The sequence below is a fragment of the Sulfurimonas sp. genome (assembly GCF_028713515.1).
Lineage (GTDB): Bacteria > Campylobacterota > Campylobacteria > Campylobacterales > Sulfurimonadaceae > Sulfurimonas.
In genome coordinates, this window is the sequence record NZ_JAQTOD010000003.1 from 310,814 (window position 1) to 332,184 (window position 21,371).

Annotated in this window: 19 protein-coding genes; 15 read left to right on the forward strand and 4 right to left on the reverse strand. The window is 35.6% G+C overall.

The window, feature by feature from the left end; genetic code table 11:
- Nucleotides 1-10: 10 nt before the first annotated feature.
- The gene (gene ribE / locus PHV22_RS08090) at nt 11-622 is read right to left on the reverse strand and encodes a riboflavin synthase (protein ID WP_295022860.1); all 612 of its coding nucleotides are present in this window, start codon (nt 620-622) and stop codon (nt 11-13) included.
- 16 nt (nt 623-638) lie between these two features.
- Nucleotides 639-1,325 carry a tetratricopeptide repeat protein gene (locus tag PHV22_RS08095; protein WP_295022861.1) on the reverse strand — a complete coding sequence of 229 codons (687 nt, stop codon included), beginning with the start codon at nt 1,323-1,325 and terminating at the stop codon, nt 639-641.
- A gap of 102 nt (nt 1,326-1,427) precedes the next feature.
- Here PHV22_RS08095 and mnmG point away from each other — a divergent pair, with 102 nt between their 5' ends.
- Together mnmG and PHV22_RS08105 are read left to right on the forward strand one after the other, a co-directional pair.
- On the forward strand, nt 1,428-3,308 hold the full coding sequence (mnmG, locus tag PHV22_RS08100; RefSeq protein ID WP_295022862.1) for a tRNA uridine-5-carboxymethylaminomethyl(34) synthesis enzyme MnmG: 1,881 nt from the start codon (nt 1,428-1,430) through the stop codon (nt 3,306-3,308).
- Between the two features lie 57 nt (nt 3,309-3,365).
- On the forward strand, nt 3,366-3,566 hold the full coding sequence (locus tag PHV22_RS08105; RefSeq protein WP_295022863.1) for a hypothetical protein: 201 nt from the start codon (nt 3,366-3,368) through the stop codon (nt 3,564-3,566).
- 70 nt (nt 3,567-3,636) lie between these two features.
- On the opposite strand, the gene PHV22_RS08110 is transcribed toward PHV22_RS08105, so the two are convergent.
- Nucleotides 3,637-6,612: a DNA mismatch repair protein gene (locus PHV22_RS08110; RefSeq protein WP_295022864.1), complete on the reverse strand. Its 2,976-nt coding sequence runs from the start codon at nt 6,610-6,612 to the stop codon at nt 3,637-3,639.
- A 283-nt stretch (nt 6,613-6,895) separates the two neighbouring features.
- Here PHV22_RS08110 and PHV22_RS08115 point away from each other — a divergent pair, with 283 nt between their 5' ends.
- The 11 genes from PHV22_RS08115 (at nt 6,896) to PHV22_RS08165 (ending at nt 17,895) form a co-directional block, all read left to right on the forward strand.
- Nucleotides 6,896-7,120, forward strand: coding sequence for a hypothetical protein (locus PHV22_RS08115; RefSeq protein WP_295022865.1), 225 nt, complete (start codon nt 6,896-6,898; stop codon nt 7,118-7,120).
- A gap of 289 nt (nt 7,121-7,409) precedes the next feature.
- Nucleotides 7,410-9,275: a KUP/HAK/KT family potassium transporter gene (locus PHV22_RS08120; protein ID WP_295022866.1), complete on the forward strand. Its 1,866-nt coding sequence runs from the start codon at nt 7,410-7,412 to the stop codon at nt 9,273-9,275.
- Nucleotides 9,276-9,336: 61 nt separating this feature from the next.
- A complete protein-coding gene (locus PHV22_RS08125; protein ID WP_299946949.1) occupies nt 9,337-10,326 on the forward strand; it encodes a DUF4118 domain-containing protein in 990 nt (329 codons plus the stop codon).
- A 2-nt stretch (nt 10,327-10,328) separates the two neighbouring features.
- Nucleotides 10,329-11,012, forward strand: a complete 684-nt coding sequence (locus tag PHV22_RS08130) for a response regulator (protein WP_299946952.1) — start codon at nt 10,329-10,331, stop codon at nt 11,010-11,012.
- A 165-nt stretch (nt 11,013-11,177) separates the two neighbouring features.
- Complete coding sequence (locus PHV22_RS08135) at nt 11,178-12,050, forward strand: hypothetical protein (protein ID WP_295022869.1); 873 nt, start codon at nt 11,178-11,180, stop codon at nt 12,048-12,050.
- A 60-nt stretch (nt 12,051-12,110) separates the two neighbouring features.
- Complete coding sequence (petA, locus tag PHV22_RS08140) at nt 12,111-12,635, forward strand: ubiquinol-cytochrome c reductase iron-sulfur subunit (RefSeq protein ID WP_295022870.1); 525 nt, start codon at nt 12,111-12,113, stop codon at nt 12,633-12,635.
- A 12-nt stretch (nt 12,636-12,647) separates the two neighbouring features.
- On the forward strand, nt 12,648-13,862 hold the full coding sequence (locus PHV22_RS08145) for a cytochrome bc complex cytochrome b subunit (RefSeq protein ID WP_295022871.1): 1,215 nt from the start codon (nt 12,648-12,650) through the stop codon (nt 13,860-13,862).
- 10 nt (nt 13,863-13,872) lie between these two features.
- Entirely contained in the window at nt 13,873-14,820 is a 948-nt protein-coding gene (locus PHV22_RS08150; protein WP_295022872.1) for a c-type cytochrome, read from the forward strand.
- A 221-nt stretch (nt 14,821-15,041) separates the two neighbouring features.
- Nucleotides 15,042-15,422, forward strand: a complete 381-nt coding sequence (locus tag PHV22_RS08155) for a type II secretion system protein (RefSeq protein ID WP_295022873.1) — start codon at nt 15,042-15,044, stop codon at nt 15,420-15,422.
- Nucleotides 15,423-15,543: 121 nt separating this feature from the next.
- The gene (locus PHV22_RS08160) at nt 15,544-15,972 is read left to right on the forward strand and encodes a type II secretion system protein (protein WP_295022874.1); all 429 of its coding nucleotides are present in this window, start codon (nt 15,544-15,546) and stop codon (nt 15,970-15,972) included.
- Nucleotides 15,973-16,044: 72 nt separating this feature from the next.
- Nucleotides 16,045-17,895, forward strand: coding sequence for a primosomal protein N' (locus PHV22_RS08165; protein ID WP_295022875.1), 1,851 nt, complete (start codon nt 16,045-16,047; stop codon nt 17,893-17,895).
- On the opposite strand, the gene PHV22_RS08170 is transcribed toward PHV22_RS08165, so the two are convergent.
- Nucleotides 17,879-19,081, reverse strand: coding sequence for a peptidoglycan DD-metalloendopeptidase family protein (locus tag PHV22_RS08170; protein ID WP_295022876.1), 1,203 nt, complete (start codon nt 19,079-19,081; stop codon nt 17,879-17,881). The two genes, PHV22_RS08165 and PHV22_RS08170, sit on opposite strands and share 17 nt — an antisense overlap.
- A 106-nt stretch (nt 19,082-19,187) precedes the next feature.
- On the opposite strand from PHV22_RS08170, the gene PHV22_RS08175 reads away from it, so the two are divergent.
- Together PHV22_RS08175 and PHV22_RS08180 are read left to right on the forward strand one after the other, a co-directional pair.
- On the forward strand, nt 19,188-19,985 hold the full coding sequence (locus tag PHV22_RS08175) for a plasminogen-binding N-terminal domain-containing protein (RefSeq protein WP_295022877.1): 798 nt from the start codon (nt 19,188-19,190) through the stop codon (nt 19,983-19,985).
- Nucleotides 19,986-19,987: 2 nt separating this feature from the next.
- Nucleotides 19,988-21,370 carry an FAD-linked oxidase C-terminal domain-containing protein gene (locus tag PHV22_RS08180; protein ID WP_295022878.1) on the forward strand — a complete coding sequence of 461 codons (1,383 nt, stop codon included), beginning with the start codon at nt 19,988-19,990 and terminating at the stop codon, nt 21,368-21,370.
- Nucleotide 21,371 lies beyond the last annotated feature (1 nt).

Sequence of the window (21,371 nt, forward strand, 5' to 3'; positions counted from 1 at the left end):
TTTTGGTTGATTAATACCTAGCGGTTATTGATTCGACTTCATCCCAGCTAAGATGATTTTTTTTATGAGAGATTATGTGGGCTACATATCTCGCAAACATATCGGTTTCAATATTTACTCTTGAGCCTTTTTTGTAGTTCTTAAAGAGTGTCTCTCTCATGGTGTGTGGGATTATTGTGAGCCTAAAACTATCTTCAAAAACATCATTTACAGTCAAGCTTACACCATCAATAGTTATGGAGCCTTTTGGGACAATGTAAGGGATAAATTTTTTCTCTATTTTTATGAAAACATCAAAAGAGTTTCCGTTGTTTTTTATCTCTTTTATCTCGCCGATAGCATCAACATGCCCTTGAACAACATGTCCTTCAAATCTATCTCCCATCATCATGGCAGGCTCAATATGAACCTCATTTTTATAATTTTCAATCGCTAAATGCTTTTGAGATTCAGGAGAGAGTTCAACACTAAAGCCAGCATCAGAAACTTTAATGACCGTTAAGCATGCCCCATTTATAGCAATAGAGTCGCCAATTTTTGCTCTGTACTTAGAGTTTATACTAAGCGTGCTTCCTGCAAAGCTCTTTACAGTCGCAATTTCGCGAATTAGTCCTGTGAACATCTGTTTCCTCTTCCTGTTAAAAAACTATTTTACCGTCTTCTTGCAAACCTCTTATGATGGCTTTTGCTTTTTCATGCCCAGCATAAGCGGCTTTTCTGCACATATCAAGTGCTTTGTCGTGGTCTTGTTTGCATCCAAAACCCTGATCATAGAGTTGACCTAAGTTATAATAACCCTCAGCCAAACCGCCATCAGCGGCTCTTTTGAAACAGATAAAGCATCTTGCTTCATCTATTTCAACCCCATGACCCTCTTTGTATAGTACGCCCAAGTTGTTAAAAGAGGCTAAGTTTCCTCTTTTTGCTCCCTCTTCGTACCAAAACGCGGCTTCTGAAAAATTTTGCAAACACCCAAGACCTCTCTCTAGCATCAAAGCAACCTCATACATCGCCTGAGGAACCTCTCTCGTTGCGGCTTCTAAAAAATAGTCATGAGCTTTAAATTGGTTATGTTCAATGCCACCAAGTCCATTCATATATAAAATAGCTAGATTAAAAAGTGCGTATGGCTGTTTTGCTTTCGCCGCCATCTCATAGAGTTGGAGAGCTTTTTTTTCATCCGCATCACAACCTTGTGCATTTTGGTACATATAGCCCAGAGAAGTTTGCGCATCTGCGTTGTTTTGCCCCGCTAAAATAGTATATAGTTCTAATGCTTTTTTAAAATCTTGACTGTTATAAGCTTTATGCGCTTCTTCTATCATTTGAGAAACCTTTGAGTGGCTTTGAAATAAGTATGCAAATAATACTCAAAAATGCTAAAATTCGGCTAAAGAAACGGGTGTAGTATCACTTAAGGAATTAAAATGAATTATGATGTAATAGTAATTGGCGGTGGTCACGCCGGAGTAGAAGCCGCGCTTTCAAGTGCAAGAATGGGAAATAGAACCTTGATGATCTCAATGCTTGCCGAGAATGTTGGAGCAACGAGCTGTAACCCGGCAGTTGGTGGTTTAGCTAAAGGGCATCTGGTTCGTGAGCTAGATGCATTAGGCGGAGAGATGGGACTTATAACCGATGAAGCCGGAATACAATTTCGTATCTTAAATCACACAAAAGGTCCAGCAGTTAGAGGAAGTCGCGCTCAGATTGATATGGATAAGTACAAAGTAATCGCAAGAAACAAGATTTTAACCACTCCAAATCTTGATTTAGTTCAAGAGATGGCGGAGTCGCTTATTGTCGAAAATAACGAGGTTAAGGGTGTTAAGACAAATCTTTTAAACAGTTACGGAGCAAAAAAAGTTATCATCACAAGCGGAACATTTCTAAGGGGTGTTATCCATGTCGGAGAGATTCAACAGCAAGGTGGAAGATTTGGCGAGCAGAGCAGTGTAGGGCTAAGTGAGTCATTGAAGGCGTGTGGACTTGAGATGGGAAGACTAAAGACCGGTACATGTGCTAGAGTTGACAGTTCGAGCATAGATTTTTCTGTTATGGAAGAACAGGGTGGCGATGAAGTGCCAAGCCCATTTAGTTTTAGAACCAATCGTGATGAGTTTAGAAAAACGAAAAAGCAGATTCCATGTTTCATAACTTATACAAACGAAAACACTCACCACATCATAGAGAGCAACTTCTACCGTGCTCCGCTTTTTACCGGTCAAATTGAGGGAACAGGACCACGGTATTGCCCAAGTATAGAGGATAAAGTAAATCGTTTTCGCGATAAAGAGAGACACCATCTTTTTATAGAGCCGCAAACTATGGAGAATACAGAATGCTACATAAACGGTATGAGCACATCGCTTCCGCCAGATGTTCAACAGCAGATGATTCACTCGGTTCGCGGAATGGAAAATGCAAAAATAGTTCGCTATGGTTACGCGATAGAGTATGATTTTGTAGATCCAAGAGAGCTAAAACACTCGCTGGAGACAAAAAAAATCAGCGGTTTGTATCTGGCAGGGCAGATTAACGGAACAACAGGTTATGAAGAAGCCGCCGCACAAGGACTTATGGCTGGGATAAATGCATCTCTTAGTGTACAAGGAAAAGAGCCGCTCGTTTTGCGAAGAGATGAGGCTTATATTGGGGTTTTGATAGATGATTTGGTGACAAAAGGAACAAAAGAGCCATACCGTATGTTTACCTCCCGTGCGGAATATAGGCTTCTTTTGAGAGAAGAGTCAGCAGACACAAGACTTAGCCACTATGGACACGAACTAGGACTCATCAGTGATGAAACTTATGAAAAAGTCAGACTCAAACATGAGCAGATTCAAGAGGGTGCCAAGATACTTCACGAGAGAGTCTTCACTCCAAACAAAGAGTTTATAGCCCTTTTAGAGAGTATGGGCGAAGAGAAAATCAGCGATAGCATTACAGCAGAGCAGCTAGTCGCAAGAAAGAGCTTTGATGTTGAAAAAATGATAAAAATAGCCCCTGAACTTTCACATTATGATGAGTATATAAAAGAGGAGATTTTAGTCGAGGGCAAATACGCAAGATATATCATCATGCAGAGTCAAGAGATAGAAAATATGAAAAAATACCTCAAAATAAAAATCCCGCAAGATTTTGATTTTAGAAGCGTTAGCGGTTTAAGTAAAGAGATTGTCGAAAAACTAGAAAAATTCAACCCGCCAACACTTCAAGCAGCTTCACAGATAAGCGGCATAACCCCAGCCGCTATTGAGATACTTCATATTTATATAAAAATAGATGTAAAAAATAAGAAAGTTTGATAATAGTCAAGATAGATTGATAATATGAAACATAAAGTTTGAGAATGGATATCTAAAATGGGAAAGCCTAAAAGAATCATTCCTGAATTTATGCTAGATAATCCAGATGATACTTTTGTTGACAAAAACGCTAAAAGATACAAAAACCTACCAAAGAGAAGTAAGTGCTTTTGGGAAAGTGATAGAAGAATTGGGCTTACAAGATGTTCTCTATACGATTGTTACAGAAGATACTTCAAAGATTATAGAAGAAAATAACTTGAAAATCATTGTTACAAACATCTTTGAGTTTATGAAAAAAATTGATTTTTGGACCGACAGTAGTCAATCAGCACTGTTCATATGTAAGTTGAATCCCTTTGGATGTCACAACAAATTTTAAATCTGTAATTTTTCCTTGATGCACCATCTTATGATGTTCTGGACAAAGAGGAATCAAGTTGTATTTGTGGTTCATAGGAACATGACCAATGAAACCTTCATTATCAGCACTGTTTTGTTCTTGAATATGATGCGTCTCAGTGGCTTCCTCAGCGCAAATAATACAAGTGCTCATGTAAACATTTTTATTGTAATTACTCTGCCGTTTTTTTGATAGTAGTTCCAATGATGAATAATCATTAGCAAGTTGCTTTCTGATTTCTTCTGCATCACGGATAAAATCATTATCCATATGTAGGGATTTAGCAAATTCTAGCCCATAAACCGTACTTCCATTACCGGGCTGTAAGGTACGGTTATAGATTAAACGGTCATTCTGTGGATTATATGAAACCGACAAGTGCATACTAATGAGCGAAGCAATTTCATTGATTTGTTTTAGCTCTGTTAACTGATGTAGATGCGTTGCAAATATATGAAGACAATTCAAACGATTTAGCTTCATAAGAGCACTAGCAACCAATGCGACTCCACTTAGCGTTTCAGTACCATGACTCAGTTCATCACCTATTACAAGTGATTTAGCATTGATTCTATTGAAAATATTTCGAAGCTCTGTCATTTCTACTGCAAATGTAGACATGCCTTTAATCAGGTTATCTTTACTGACAATTCGGGTAAATACACTCTCAAACAATGAAAATTTCATTTTTTCTGCCGGTACAAATAGTCCCGCTTGAGCCATTATGACAGTAATACCGATACTTTTCATCAATGACGATTTACCACTCGAATTGATACCGTAGAGCAATATCCCTTTTACTTCTTCCCCTCGTGCAGAGGTAGAAAGTAAATTATCTCTGTAGGTATTATCTATTAGACTTGGATCCCCCATGATAATATCGTTTGGAACGAAAACACCATGCTCTTCTTGCACTTCTATTAGTGGATGTCTAAGACCAATGATTTGTAGGAAATTTTTTCCTTCTTCTGCATCAACAATTTTGGGCTTTACATAATTGTATTTTTTAGCAGTAATGATGTTTGATACAGCTATATCTAAATCAGCAATAAACTCACTGAGTGTTGTCATCATACCTGTATATTTTCGGTCAAATATACCAAGATATTCTCGGTAAAGTTTTTTAGTTAATGCAACTATTTTGCTTTGATTGCTTAAATAGTTTGTTGAAATTTCATCAATGATAGGAGCAGATATTTTCACATTATTTGTTTGGGTTCTATAGTAGAATTCATCAAAAAATATTCTACGATCTCCAATAACTACATTTTTATCTTTTATCTGGTCTGCAATCAGCATAAAACGAGATTTTGTAATGTCTATATAAAAACCTGTCTTATCTGTCTGTTCTACCTTGACAAAAGTTTGAGCTACATCTTTACCCAACTCATTTGATAGTGCTTCACGAAAAACATCCGCAATCGACTCAAGATCATTAACCAGTTTTTGATTTTTCAACACAAGGTCATCAATTTCTGGGCTAACTCCTGCATTGATCATATTGTCATCAATCTGGTTATAGTTAAATTGTGCTGTTTTGTCCAAATCGAATGTTTGTTGAATCTCAGACATAAACTCTAATATTTTTGTGTGTTTATATTGGTTTGAAGTGATATCAAGTTGCTCGATAATAGTGCGCATCTCATTTATTGCGAAAAGTGAATCATGTAGATAATTGAGTTCACATGGATGCAGTTTAATTAATGCTAGTCTTCTACTCAGTCTTTCAATATCGTATATCTTATTGAGTTTAGAAAAAAGTATCTTATGCTGTTGTGTTATTTTTTCCGAAAGCTGATAGCGGCGGTTGATTTCTTGTTTATTAATCTGAGGGTGTAAGAGTCTATCTCTTAACAATCGTTTTCCCATTGAAGTAGCAGTATTGTTGATCAGTTTATAAATTGTCATTTCATCGGGGTCTTTAGAGATAATCTGCAACTGTTCAATTGCATTATTACCTAAAAGCATTGTCGATCTATTATCTACAATGATTGGGTGAGAAAGCTTTTGGATGATATTGATATCATGGTCAATAATGAAGTCAATCAATACTGCCAGTGATTCTGATACTAATGGCATAAACTCCAAATCAAGAAACTCTATTGGCGCCAAAAGTGATTCAGGCTTATAGACACTATTGAACAGTTCATTCTGGTAAGCAATTTTTTGACGATTGGTATTAATGACATGAATATAATGTGCATCAATTTCAAGATATGTTAATACCTCTTCTTGTTTTATATCTTTATGGGCAAAAGTAATAACCACTTCTTTCGTTTTATTAGCATGCATAAGGCTAAATACTTCATCAAAAGCAAGTGTTTTATCGTCTAAATTACCTTCAGCTTGATAGAGGAGAGTTTTGCCAGTTGTTATATCAATCGCAGAATATCCGATGAGATAGATTCCATTGCTTTCATCGACTAACAAAGATGTAGTGTAATTTGCTTCATTATCATTGATAAAGTCGAAATTTGTACCAGGGGAAATGATTCTATCCAGATATCGTGAAATTTTTGGCGGAGTACCTTTTTGTCTAATAATGACAATCGTATATTTGTCTTCACTGACTAGTCTCGCAAGGTATCTGTCAAATGAAACCGCTGGCACCCCTGCCATTAAAGGGTTTTTGACATCATTTTCTAAAATGAGTTTTGATTTTCTGGTGAGCTGAATGTTCAGTAGTTCCGAAACAAGTTTAGCTTTTCCAAGTTGCATTTCATCGTTATCAACTTCATACACTTCGAAAAAAGTGCCAAGTTCCATAATAACAATAGTGTCACTTCCGTATTTCTCCTCAAAATATTTTTGAAGGTTGAAATACATTTCTGTAACAAGCACTTTATTATCATTTAAAATGCTTTCTATTGTACTGTCAGGGATAATTTCATTAATTGGCATTTGGAATTATACCAATACATGCCTTTTATGATTGATTGTATTATTGATAAATTTAGAATTAGATAGTTTTGATCTTCAAAAAATTATGTAATTTTTATGTAGTTGCTATTGAAAAATTAAATCACAAAAAGTTCTAAATAAAAATTGGATTTTTTCTGAAATCCTCTATTCTACACGATTTACTATGATAAACATAAAAATATGGAAGTCAACCGCAATCAATGAATTTTTGCCTGAGACTCCGTAAAATAGGGACTTGTCAAGCGCATGCTAGTTCAAATGGGTGCGAGTTCCTTATAGAGGTCAAGAGTACGCAACGCTTTTTACAGACATAAAACTCAAAGATACTCAAGTGGCAGTAAATATCATAAATAATATAAAAATGGACAGTAATTTTAATAGCTCCATCACTGTTGCAAACGATGATGTTAGGCATCTTGACACAAGCAAACTAAGCAATTTCGAAGAACTTGACGCTCTTTTAAAAGATTTACAAGCAGTAAAATAAGACAGCAAAAAATGGCTTTTTGTAGTGGGAATAGAGAAGTATAAGTTTACAGATAACATAAGCTATGCACAAAAAGGTGCAAGAAACCAACAAAATCATAGGCGATGATAAGCAAAACAGCTATTTAAAAAATACACCAATTGCCCAAAAGTTGAAAAAAATCATCTCAAAAAATATAGATTTTTCTTTGCAAAGAAAAGATAAAAAGTGGTTTTTGAAATACAGAGATACTTTGTGTTGTAGGTTTTGATACTTTCTTTATACTGTAGCCCATAATATTGATTATTTCATGATACTAAAAGTTGTAGAATCACTGAAATTTAATGGAGACAATATGACGCTGCAAGAACGAATGAAAAATGAATTTATGGTAATCAAAGCTCTTGGAGTAGTTTATGGGGATATTGGAACCAGTCCAATATACACCTTGGCAATTATTTTTGCGCTCATTTCACCTACGGTTGAAAATATATTTGGAATACTTTCATATGTATTTTGGACAATGACAATACTTGTTACCGTTCAATATGGCTGGCTAGCTACAAGTTTATCAAAAAAAGGGGAAGGCGGAACAGTGGTTCTTGTGCAACTTCTTCTGCCTTATCTTAAAAATACGAAAGCTATTGCAACAGTCAGTATGCTGAGTTTTGTTGGTATATCGTTGATGATAGGTGATGGTGTTATTACACCGGCAATTAGTATTCTTTCGGCAGTTGAAGGTATGGTGTTAATACCGGGATATGAAAATACTCCTAAAATAACTCTTTTGTTGATAGCATCAGTGATAGCATTTATACTGTTTTATGTTCAAAGAAAAGGAATTGAAAAAGTAGCTTCTGCTTTTGGACCTATTATGGTAGTTTGGTTTTTTACACTCGGTTTGGTTGGCTTGTGGTATATATCCCAAAATTTTTCAATTTTAAAAGCGATCTCTCCTCTTTATGCCATTAACTTTACATTATCTCACCCCGTGATTAGTTTTGTAATGTTAGCAGATGTCATACTTGCTGCAACGGGTGGCGAAGCATTGTATGCAGATATGGGACACCTTGGGAGATTGCCGATTTTAAAGGGATGGTTGTTTGCATTTGTATCATTGATATTAAGCTATTTGGGGCAGGGTGCATTTTTGATGACACATCCAGCGGCAATAACAAGTCCGCTTTTTGAAATGACAAAAGACTTAGTTCCTTATCTGTATGTTCCGTTTTTAATATTAACAATTATTGCAACTATCATCGCATCGCAAGCGATGATAAGCGGTATATTTTCAGTACTCTACCAAGCTATGACAACAAGAATATTTCCGCATTTCAAAGTTGAATATACCTCTAATGAGCTAAGAGCGCAGATATATGTAAATTCAGTGAATTGGTTTTTATTTGCCTGTGTAATTGTTATGTTGTTTGTATTTGGTGAATCAGCAAAATTAGCTGCTGCGTATGGTTTAGCTGTTTCAGGCGCAATGAGTATTACTGGTTATTTAGTTAGTATGGTGTTTTGGTATAAAAAACAACATATTGCGATGTCATTTGCAATACTATCAGGCATGGTAAGTACGATATTTTTTGCTTCTTGTACTCAAAAAATTCCAAATGGTGGATACTGGTCTCTAATAATAGCCTCTGTACCGCTTTTTATTGTTATTTTATATACAATGGGTCAAAAAAAACTGTATAAGTCATTCATACCTATTGAAAAAAAATATTTTTTGGAAGAATACAGTGTGAAATATGCAAAAGGAACCCATATTGAAGGGATTGCTCTGTTTTTTGCAAGACAAGCAGGTGAAATTCCAGCTTACATTTCAAAAACAATGTTTCAAAACGGTATTATTTACCAAAGAAATATTATTGTTGTTGTAAAGCCGACTAATGAGCCATATGGTATAAATACAGAGCTATCCCCATTGGGTGAAGGACTTGATTTGTTGATGATATATCCAGGATATATGGAGATGCTCGATGTAGAAAAGATATTATACGGTAAAGGGCTAGAGGCAAGAGTAATATTTTATGGTCAAGAGGAGATAGTTTCAAAAAATTTCTTGTGGAATATATTTGCAATGATTAAAAGTCTTTCGCCTACATTTGTTAGCTTTTATAATTTTCCTAATGAAAAGCTCATTGGGGTTGCAAGAAGAGCAGAAATTTAAGTATAAGTTATGAAAAAATCACAATCATGTTTTTGTGTTTAACAGCAGTATAATAGTATTTATGAAAATACAATATATTCAATTTAGTAAGGGTTTGTTTTTAGTACTTGCCGTAACTTTCTTTTGTATGCTATACAAAGGTGATTTAGAAGTGCTAAATATTGTTATGTTATATCTTTTACCAATCTTGTATGTTGCCATAAATTATGGTCAGATTCAGACTTTTTTTATATCTTTAATTGTTGTTTTGGTTTTTGATTTCTTATTTATCCCTCCCGTATTTACATTTGCTGTTCACGATGCTAGGCATTTGCTTAGTTTTATAATCATTATAATCGTTGGTCAACTAATTTCAATATTGGCAACAAAGGCTGCAAAAACAAAGGAGTTTGAAACAAGCGAAAGACTGTATGAGGCCGTATTAAATTCTTTATCACATGAGCTTAGAACTCCTTTGGCAGTAATTATTGGAGCAACAAGTTCTGTTATATCGAACGAATTAAAGCTTACGGATGAGGAAAAAAATGAACTTAGTCAAGAAGTATATAATAGTGCCTTTGGCATGAAAGAGTTGATTGAAAATTTGCTCACAAGCGCAAGGTTTGAAAGTGGACATTTTAAACCAATAATGAGGGATTGCTCTATAGAAGAGATTATTTCGAATGCTCTTCTTAGGGCCGAAAATAAATATTCAAAAGAAGCAATTTTCCTTGTCAATGAATATTCGCCATCCATTATGAGTGATGCAACATTGCTTGAACAAGCTTTTTATAATCTTCTAGATAATGCATTTAAATATGGCGAAGAGGTAACCGTTGCAATTAGTTATCATCAAAATAATGCATTAATTAATATATGCAATACGGGAGCATTACCTGACCAGAATGAGCTTAGGATGATTGGTGAAAAGTTTACAAGACTTTCTAACTCTACAAATATATCAGGTTTAGGACTAGGTGTTTTTTTGACAAAAAGAATAATTGAAACCTTAAAAGGTTCTATCGACATCAAAATAAGTGATGACCGATTTTGTATTTATATTAGGTTGTAAGCATGATGAAACAAAAAATTTTAATCGTTGATGACGATAAGGCTATTAGACGGCTCCTATCTCTTTCTTTAAAAGGTTCAGGATTTGAAATAATTGAAGCGGCAAATATACAAGAAGCAGTGATAAAATCTACAAGTAATATACCGGATGTGGTTTTACTTGATTTGGGTTTACCTGATGGTAGCGGGATTGATTTTTTAAAATCTTTTAGGGAATGGAGTAGCTCACCACTAATAGTTATATCGGCACTAAACCAAGAAGAGAAGAAAATCGAATCCCTGGAACTTGGGGCGGACGATTATTTAGTAAAACCATTTAGCACAAATGAATTGCTTGCTAGAATAAGGGCAGTGCTAAGAAGAAGTGAAAATATAAAAACAACTCATATTTTAGAATGTGGTGAATTAAAGCTGGATTTAGTGGCGAGAATTATCACATTGAACAACAATGAAATTAAAGTAACTCCAAAAGAGTATGATTTATTAAAGCTTTTTATAAAAAATAGCGGAAAAGTGCTTACTCATAATTTACTGCTAAAAGAAGTATGGGGAGTAGGATATCAAAACGAGGTACATTATTTGAGAGTTTTTGTAAATCAATTAAGACAAAAGATTGAAGCAGATCCGTCTAGGCCTAAAAGAATTCTAACAGAAACAGGTATTGGTTATAGAGCAGCTTGTTCATGAGATGAGTTAAATTTATTGGTGCATTTTAACGGTGTTTGGATGTTAAAAGTTCTGCAGGGAAAGATGTGTTAAAATACCCGAAGTATATAGCTGAAAGTAGGGTGGTGTTATGAATGTTTTATCATTAAAATATTTTATGTCTTGCATTGGACAAGAAGATAAACTGTGAAGATATTTTACTATGTTCACACAGGACACCGTATCGGACTTGATAGATTTAGAAGAGCGACGACTATTATAAGGGCTTTAGGGGATGTTGATATCACGCTTTTGTGTTCAGATTTTCGCATTGCACATGAGGCTAGAAAGTTTGGAATTCACAAGAGCGTTGGAATTGATTTGGTTCAAAATATCCCAAAAATAGCTGAACGAGGTGATGCTATGATTTTTGATTCCGATGAAGCAAATCCAACAATGCTTGAGGATATGAGGGATTATTTTTCTACTTTTATTCGAGTTAGTGATGACCCTGATGATGAAAAAGCAGTAAATGAATTTTTAATCTCTCCATATTTAAGTGGTGATGGAATCTGCAATGCTCTTGTGGTAGATGACAAATATTTCAGAGCTAAAGATAAGCAAAAAACGATTAAATTAGCCTACTTTTTTGGTGATGATGATTATGAAAAAGATTTAGAGAAAAATTTATCTTTTTTAGAGGAGTTAAATCCAGATTTGCAGCTTGGTTTTTACTATTTCTTAGATTATGAAGATATGCTAAGAGAGAAGTTTAAAAATCATCATGAGTTTGAAGATTATGATAAGGTCATACAAAATTCAGAGATTTTAGTAACTTCATCTCCTCAAGCGGTTTTGGAAAATCTAGTATCTGGCGGAAAACCCATATATGTGCAAAGAGATGATTATAGTTTAAATTTTCAAAAATTATTTAGTGAGTTAAATATTCCTATTATAGTAGATGGTAATTATAAACAACTTATCAATATCATAAGCCAAATAAATAATCATAACTACTACAAAATGAAACAAAAAAGTGATAAATTGGCTATTTTCATAAAAGAAAACTTAAATTTATAATTGCTTAAATCTATTTTAGTATATAATCAGCATCTTAAAATTATGTGAAAGAGAGCAAATATGCAAAACATTAGCCGTAGAGGTTTTATGGGCAAAGCATTTGGCGCCGTAGCAGGTGTTGGTGCAGTTGGTTCATTGGTTGCAATGAAAAAGACTTGGGATCCGCTTCCAAGCGTTAAGGCTGCTGGTTTCACTACTTTAGATATGACTAAATATCCAGAGGGTGAGTTAATAACAGAGAAATGGAGAGGCAAGCCAATCTTTGTTTTGAAAAAAACTGCTGAAATGGTTGCTAGTCAAACAGCAACTCAAAAAGCAAGAGACATCGTAGTTGGCGGTTCTCACTTTATGCTTTGTATCGGACTATGTACGCATTTAGGTTGTATTCCAGGATATAATCCTGCCGAAAAAGCATTTTTATGTGCATGTCATGGCGGACAATTTGACTGGTCTGGTCAAGTTACTAAAGTTCCACCTCCGCGCGGTTTTGATATTCCTCCATTTAAAATTGAGGGTAACAATATGATTCTAGGTGAAGTTGGACCAGAATATCAAGCTATGAAAGATAGCGGCATAACGCTTTAAGAGGGAGGAAATATGGCACATTTTACAAAAGCAACAAGTGTTAAAGATTGGTTAAACCAAAGATTAGCAATTGAAAAAGTTGAAAAAGTTATGGCATCTGAGTACTGGATTCCAAAAAATATTAACTTCTTGTGGGCAATGGGTATGGTTTTAGCAATCACATTTGCACTACTTTTAGTTTCAGGTATCTTTTTATTAATGTACTATCAACCACATGTTGATCATGCATTTTATAGTGTAAATTTCACTATCATGAGAGATGTTGGTTATGGTTGGTTATGGAGACATGTTCACGGTGTTGCGGCATCTGTTGTTTTCTTGGTTATCTATATCCATATGTTTACAGGTATCTACTATGGCTCTTACAAAAAAGGTCGTGAGATGATTTGGATTTCTGGTATGCTCCTTTTTGTTACTTTTTCTGCTGAAGCATTCTCTGGTTATATGCTTCCATGGGGACAAATGAGCTACTGGGCTGGTATGGTTATTACAAATATCTTTAGTCTTGGCGGATTACATATGGACGGTTTGGTTGAGTGGATTCGTGGGGATTATGTTCCTGCACAAGCATTCTTAACTCGCTTCTTTATGCTTCATGTACTTTTATTGCCACTAGCAATTATGGGACTAATCGGTCTTCACTTTGCAACTCTTCGTATTCCTCATGTTAATAATCAAGATGGTGAAGAGATTGATTTTGAAAAAGAGTCTAAAAAATATTTAGCTGGCGATAAAGCTGGTTCAAAAGTTATGCGTTTCGCTAATGACTTTATGAGTAAAGATATGATGGTTGTAGGAATCTATCTGATTTTCTTCTTCTATCTTGTGTTTTTCCAATATGAATTTGCACTTGACCCTGTAAACTTTGACCCTGCAGACGGACTTAAAACTCCTGCGCATATCTACCCTGAGTGGTACTTCTTGTGGTCTTATGAGATTCTTCGTCCGTTCTCTGTAAATATCGGTCTAATGGCATTTGGTTTTGCTCAAGTAATCTTTATGTTGTTACCATTTTTAGATAGAAGTCCAAACGCAATCCCTGCAAGTCGCCGTGGAGCATTTGGCGTATGGTTTTGGTTATTGCTAATTGATATGATTGTTTTAACTGCTATGGGTAAATTACCTCCGGCTGGAATTTTTAGCACTATCGGTTTAGTTGCGGCACTAGCTTTTATAGTTCTGTGGATAGCACTTCCATTTATAACTAAAAATGAAAAAAAAGCATAAGGAGAATAGGATGAAAAACAAAGAACCTTTAATATTTATAATTGTTGTTGCTTTTACTCTCCTAACATACTGGTTAGTTGAGCCATTTGCACACTCTCAAATGCACAAGCATGTAGAGAGCGAAAAATTTGCGTATGCTGATTTGCCAGCAGTTACAAAAACTGGTGTTGCTGCGACTGGTAAAGAGCTAGTAACAGGCGCTGCTGCTTGTACTGGTTGTCACGCAATCACTAAAGATGGCTTACCTGCTGCTATGGATGCTGTTACTGCTGCTGGAACTTATGGTGTTAACCCACCGGACTTAAGTAATGCTGGTGCGCTTTATGATGCTAAATTTTTATCAGATTTGATTAAAAATCCTGCACATGCTTTAAAAGTTGAGCATAAGTTTGATGCTGCTAAAGGTAAAATGCACCCAATGACTCCATTTGCTGGAGCTGGCGGAGAAATTGATCAAGAAGTTGCCGACATAGTTGCATACTTACAATCAATTGCTGTTAAACCAGAAGAAGTAACTCCTAAAATGGCATTTGAAAATGCTTGTGGAAGATGTCACGCTGTTGGTTATGAAAAATGGACTCAAATTGGTGAAAAACCTGCATTTAAGTTCCAAAAAGAGTCTTTAGCATTTGATATCAAAGTTTTAGAGTACCAAGAGTCATTAACAAAATATATGGGTAAATTACCTCCAGATTTATCAATGTATATCCGCTCTCGTGGTGAACACTTTATAAGCACATTTATAGAGAATCCTCAAGCTCATTTAGAGGGAACTGCAATGCCAAGAGTTGGTGTTACTGCTCACACTGCTGAGAAAGTTATAGAGTACCTAGAAGATGCTGGTGACACAAAAAGAGCAGAGAGAACAGCTACTGGTAAAAATGTAATGATTTTTATAGTAATCTTTGCAATCTTTGCACTACTATGGAAAAAACAAGTGTGGAGAGACCTACACTAAAAATTCATAATGCCTAGTCTTTTGGACTTAGGCATTATAATTATAAATATTTACTTAATTCTCACAAGCCTCACTTTCAAATCACAATAAAATTAAAATAAGAAGTTTTAATATCAAAAAAGAGTTCTAGACAATAATTAAGCAAAGATTAATATCAACTGCTCCATAATGTTGCTAAGGTTACAAGAGTAACTCGAATCTTTTACTCACAAGGAGTTCTTATGAAAAGAGCTGGTTTTACTATGATCGAATTGATCTTTGTTATCGTTATCTTAGGTATCTTGTCTGCTGTGGCGTTGCCAAAGTTTATGGGAGTGTCTTCGCAAGCTCATGATCAAAAAGTAACTGCATTTGCTGGAACACTAAATAGAACTGTTGGACCGTCTATGTGGGCAGCGTCTTTAGCCGCAGGAACTGGTGGTGCTGTTAGTGGGATGTGTGATACTGTAGCTCATTTGAGTGTGTATCTTGACAAGATTCCAGAGGAAGTTACATTAAATGCTTGTGCATTTGATAATAATGCTACTGCTGGCTCATCAAAGCATATTACATTTGTTGATGGAAATGCGACAAATTCACCTACATGGACAGTTGCTCCTTGATTTTCTCGCTCTATTTTCTTGTTTTACCTCTTGTGAGGTAGAACAAATATGGTAATATAAATAAAAATAGTGGTTTTTAACTTATTATCGGATGGATTAAAAACAGTTATTTGGGGCTCTTATGAAAAATTCTAATGCTTTTACGATGATAGAACTTATATTTGTTATTGTTGTTTTGGGGATTTTGTCAGCTATCGCTCTTCCTAAGTTTGCAGGCACGAGGGTATTGGCGGATATAGGAAAAGGTCGTGCAGATGTTGCAACTATTCGTACTGCAATTATAAATGAGAGGCAGTCGAGACTTTTACTTGGGGATAATAGTTTTATTCCAGTGCTGAGCAGTGCAAAACTATTTGATGGAAATGGTACAAGTCAACTTTTAAAATACGGAATGACAGATAGCACAACTTCTGGGAATTGGCATAAAGTAGATGATACAACATATGAGTATAGGGTTGGAGATAACAGTGTAAACACCTTTACATATACGCCGGCTGATGGAAAATTTATGTGTACGGGTGGAGTTGAGTGTTCAAAACTGACAGATTGATTTTTACAAACATTAACTCAAATATTTTCAGAGATTAAATTAGTTGGTATTGAAAGTATTTAGGTAGCATTATTGAATTACTATGAATTGTCACTGCTCGGCTCCCCTTTACCACCACTGATATATAAATCCTACGCAGAAATAAACATAGGTTGCTTAGTTTACTTAAAACTAATAAATAGAGACCATAAAGCTGTTGTAATTTCTGCTTGTGAAGAACCAGAGTTTAAAACCAGCGACATTTTAGAGGTAGATAGTTTCATTTATTCCTCAAAGCAACTAGAGCTTGCCAGATTTATCTCTATCTATTATTTCTGCTCCGTTGGTGAAGCTTTGGCTCTTATGGTGCCGTTTTCTTTTAGAGCTTTGGAGCAAAGCAAAGAAGATTTGCAAGTACCCATCCACTCTGAAATAGTGCTCTCCTCAAAGCAAGAAGAAGCTCTTCTGTTTTTAAAACAGCACAATACCTCGCTTCTTTTTGGCGATACTGGAAGCGGAAAAACTGAAATTTATATGAAACTGTTTGAGCAAATGATAGCATCTGGTAAAAGAAGTCTGTTTTTGATGCCAGAGATTTCACTTACGCCTCAGATGCACAAGAGACTTGAGTTTCATTTTAAAGATAGAGTTGTGATGTGGCACTCAAAACTAACTCCTCTGCAGAAAAAAAAATCACTTGAAAAGATTTATGATGGAACAGCTTACATAATCGCAGGTCCTCGCTCAGCTCTTTTTTTGCCGATAAAAGATTTGGCTTTGATAGTTGTAGACGAAGAACACGACGATAGCTACAAATCATCATCAAGACCTCGCTACAACGCCAGAGATATAGCAATATATATGGGTAAACTTTATGGCATAAATGTAGTTTTAGGAAGTGCTACGCCATCCATGAATAGTTTTGTGAAGTTTCCATTCTTTAGATTAAAGGGTGGTCACTTTAACTCTTCAAAAGAGTTAATTTATGAGAGAAGCGTAGATAAATTGACACCTTTGATCTCAAAACATCTAAGAACAACACTTGAGAAAAAAGAACAGAGCATTGTGTTTCTTCCTACTCGCGCAAATTTTAAATACCTAGTTTGTGCCGATTGTGGTTACACAACTAAATGTGTGTTTTGTAGCGTTGGTATGAGCATCCATCAAAAAAGTAACGCACTGAAATGTCACTACTGCAATTTTATGCAAGCAATCCCACAGAAATGTTCAGAGTGTGAAAGTCATGAGCTTGTTAGCTCAAGGGTTGGAACTGCGGAGATGGTTGACAATATCAGCAGTGAGCTTATCGGAGCTAGAGTTGAACAGTTTGATAGAGATATCATCACAACGGCCAACAAGCTAAAAAAAGCATTATCGCGTTTTAATGATGGACTTATTGATATATTTGTCGGAACGCAGATGTTAAGCAAAGGGCATGATTACCACGGTGTTACCCTTGCCGTTGTTTTGGGCCTTGATAACATGTTAGGCATGGGCGATTATAGAGCAAGAGAAAAAGCTCTCTCAACGCTTATTCAGGTAGCTGGACGAAGCGGAAGAAAACAAAATGCCACAGTTTTAGTTCAGAGCTTTAATGAGGAGTTTTTTAGAAGATTTGTAGATAACTACGAAGGGTTTTTGGAAGAAGAAAAAGAGTACAGAAAAGAGCTGTACCCTCCATATAAAAAACTATGCCGAATCCTTTTTTCTCATAAAAATGGACTAAAGGCTCAAGATGAGATGAACAAAATGCACAGTACTTTGCAAAATTACCCAAATATAGAGATTGTTGGATTTGGCAAATGCGCTATTGAGAGGGTTTCTAATAAATACAGATTTGAGATACTATTAAGAGCAAACAAGAGCACAGATATAATAAAAGCTATCCACGCCTCCAAAAATACTTTAGCTGAGGTAGACATGGACCCTATTGATTTTGGATAGGACTGGCTTCACACTTTTCATTAAAAAAGTAACATACTGAATCAAAATTTGAGATTCTTGGAAATTTTTTATTGTTTTTTAGAATTTGAGCTATTGCCTTATCGTTGGTACTTTTTAATTTTAAAAATTCGTTTCTCTCTTTATTTGATAGTTTTTTGACAACGAGCTGAATAACGCTAAGTGGATTTATTGCTTGTGCAGATCTATATAGACCAAAATGAAGATGTGGACCCGTAGATAAGCCAGTATTACCAACGAAACCTATAACTTCTCCTTTTTTAACACTTTTTCCTTTTGTGATACCTTTTTTAAAGCTTGATTGATGAGCATACAGCGTTTGGTAATTATTGTCATGTTGGATTCTTGTTACATTTCCATATCCTCTTGTAAAGCCTGCATAGATAACTCTTCCATTTCCAGATGCTAAGATAGGGGTTCCGATGGGGGCGCCATAGTCAACACCAAGATGCGCGCGGTATTTTTTAAGGATTGGATGAAATCTTCGAAGTGTAAAAAGAGATGAAACTCTAGCATTTCCTATAGGTTTTGCTAGCAAAAACTCCTCAAGTTCGGCCCCTAACTCATTGTAGTATTTGCCATTATCGCTAAGATACATATAGTGTTTTTTGCCCTTCATCTCAATCATAGCAGATTTTAAAAGTGGCATAGAAAAAGGTTTTCCAAGACGATATTTTTGCTCATATAACATAACTAGAGTATCGTTTTCTCGTGAATCTTTTTTAAAGTCGAGAGATTTTTTAAAACTAGCTATAAATATATGGGCAAGGTTTGCGTAACCAGTCTCTTTTATAATATCCAAATAGGGAGAGTTTTTTATCTTAAGCAGTAGCGATTCTGTTTTTGTTTCACTTATGATTGGGATGATTTCAAAAAGAAACTCCCCTTTAAGTTTATATATGTGCACTTGGAGTTCATCATTTATAGGGATTAGAAGTTGCGTTATCTCACCACTATCTGTTTTTAAAATTTGGTAACGAACTCCGTATAAAATCTCTTCTGTTAGTTCCTGCTCATCTTTGTCTAAATCATAATAAAGGCTCTTTAGGGGTAGTTTATTTTTTTGCAAAAAGGAGAGGTAGCTATCTCCGCTACTCCATCTATAGGTCTCAACTTTTGAAGCAAAAAGGGCTGTAGTTAGCAGTAAAAGTATGAAAATTTTTATCATTTAGTTAACCATAATTATTTATTTTTGAACAAACTCTAACAAATTTTGCCTTAGTGTGAGATTTGTTTGATATAATCGCAACATATTAATTTTTGGAAGTAAACAAATGAAACATATTTTTTTAATCTTTTTTATTGCTATGGGACTTTATGGAGCTGTTGTAAAATCACCAATTATCAGCGTTAATAAAGATGAAACAGAGGCGACAATAAGTGTTGATAAAATCGATGTTGGAGTGAGTGGTTTTATAGTGCATTCGGTAGATAAAAATCATGAAATGATATTAAAAAATGCTGTTGTTGTGGAGTTTGACAAAGATAGTAAAATAGCAAAATTAAAACTAGAAAAATATACACAACTAGATAGTAACGCCTTACCGAGCGGGAAGTGGGGCATTAAAAATGGAGATATGGCGGTACTTGCTTTTGGCTACAGCAGAGGGTTGCTGATTGCGCCTAATGAAGATATTTACTATAAGGTTGCAAAAAGTGCAAATATTCAGTGGATTCATCCAGATATATTTGCAACATATTTATCGTTTAGTGGTCATCCTACACCTCTGAGGGCTGATTTTACAAAGATGAGTACAACCACTTCTGTTGGATTAATTTACCTATTTCTTAACGACAGAGTTTACACGCTAGATGCAAAAAGTTTTAAAATATTGACAGTGACGGAAGTAAAACTTGCACAAGAGAGTGTGAATCTGCCGTTTTACACAAGAGTAGAAAAGATAGAGGCGTCATGGTGGGGAGAGGGTAGTGGAAGACTTAAAGAGTATGAGCCATACTACTACGAGCTGATAATAAAAGCAAACTCAAAAAATAGAGAGCTTTATGATATAGTAAAAAATAGCGATGAAAAAATAAAAAAATTACTTAAACTATTTGAGATAAAGGAGTAGTTATGATTGAAGCAAAACACCTAGAGTATTTTACAAGCATAGTGGGGGATGAGAATATTTACAGCGATAAAGCCCATCTTATAGCCTACTCTTATGATGCAACGAGAGAGCATTTTGAGCCAGATGCGGTTATCTTCCCAAGAGATGAAGATGACATAAGCAAGATTTTAAAGTACTGCAATGAGCATATAATCGTTATAGTTCCAAGAGGTGCTGGAAGTGGATTTACTGGTGGGGCGCTTCCAAGTAGTGGTGGCGTTGTGCTTGCTATGGAGCGCCATATGAACAAAATCTTAGAGATTGATATGAAAAATATGGTAGCAGTCGTTCAACCAGGTGTTATAAACATGGAGCTGCAACAAGCAGTCGAAGCGGTAGGTCTTTTTTATCCACCAGATCCAGCAAGTCAAGAGTATTCAAGCATCGGCGGAAATGTTAGTGAAAACGCTGGTGGTATGAGAGCTGCGAAGTATGGAATCACAAAAGATTATGTCATGGCAACAAGAGCGGTTTTACCAAATGGCGACATAATCAAGGCTGGAAAAAGAACTATCAAGGATGTCGCAGGTTATAACATTAGCGGTATTTTGATAGCAAGCGAGGGGACTTTAGCGGTTTTAAGTGAGATAACTCTTAAACTTATACCAAAGCCAAAGATGACAAAAACAGCTATGGGAATTTTTCCAACTGTTAGCATGGCAATGGAGGCTGTTTATAAGACAATGGCAAGCGGAATCACTCCGGTTGCTATGGAGTTTCTAGACAATCTCACCATCAGAGCGGTTGAGCAGATATATAAAAAAGGATTGCCGGTAGATGCTGGAGCGTTGCTTGTGACTGATGTCGATGGTAATTTAGAAGAGGATTTAAACTTCCAGTTAGCTCAAATAGAAAAGGTGTTTAAAGAGAATGGCTGTAGTGAGTTTAAAATTGCAAAGAATGATGCCGAAGCTAAAGATATCTGGTTTGCAAGAAGAAACGCATCACAATCGCTAAGTGTTTATGGAAGTAAAAAGTTAAACGAAGATGTAACGGTTCCAAGATCGGCTCTTCCTGAACTTTTGGAGAGATTTTACGCGATTGCCGATAAATATAATATAAAAATCCCATGTTTTGGGCATACAGGTGATGGAAATGTGCATACAAATGTTATGGTTGATGGTAAAGACCCTGAGCAGGTAAAGATAGCTTATCTAGCGATAGAAGAGGTGTTTCAAGCGACAATTGACTTAGGTGGAACACTTAGTGGAGAACATGGGATTGGTTTGGCAAAAGCGCCATATATGCACATGGCATTTACGGATGAAGAGATGAACCTTTTTAGATCTATAAAAAAAGCATTTGATCCAAATAATATTCTAAATCCATCAAAAATGGGACTATAAG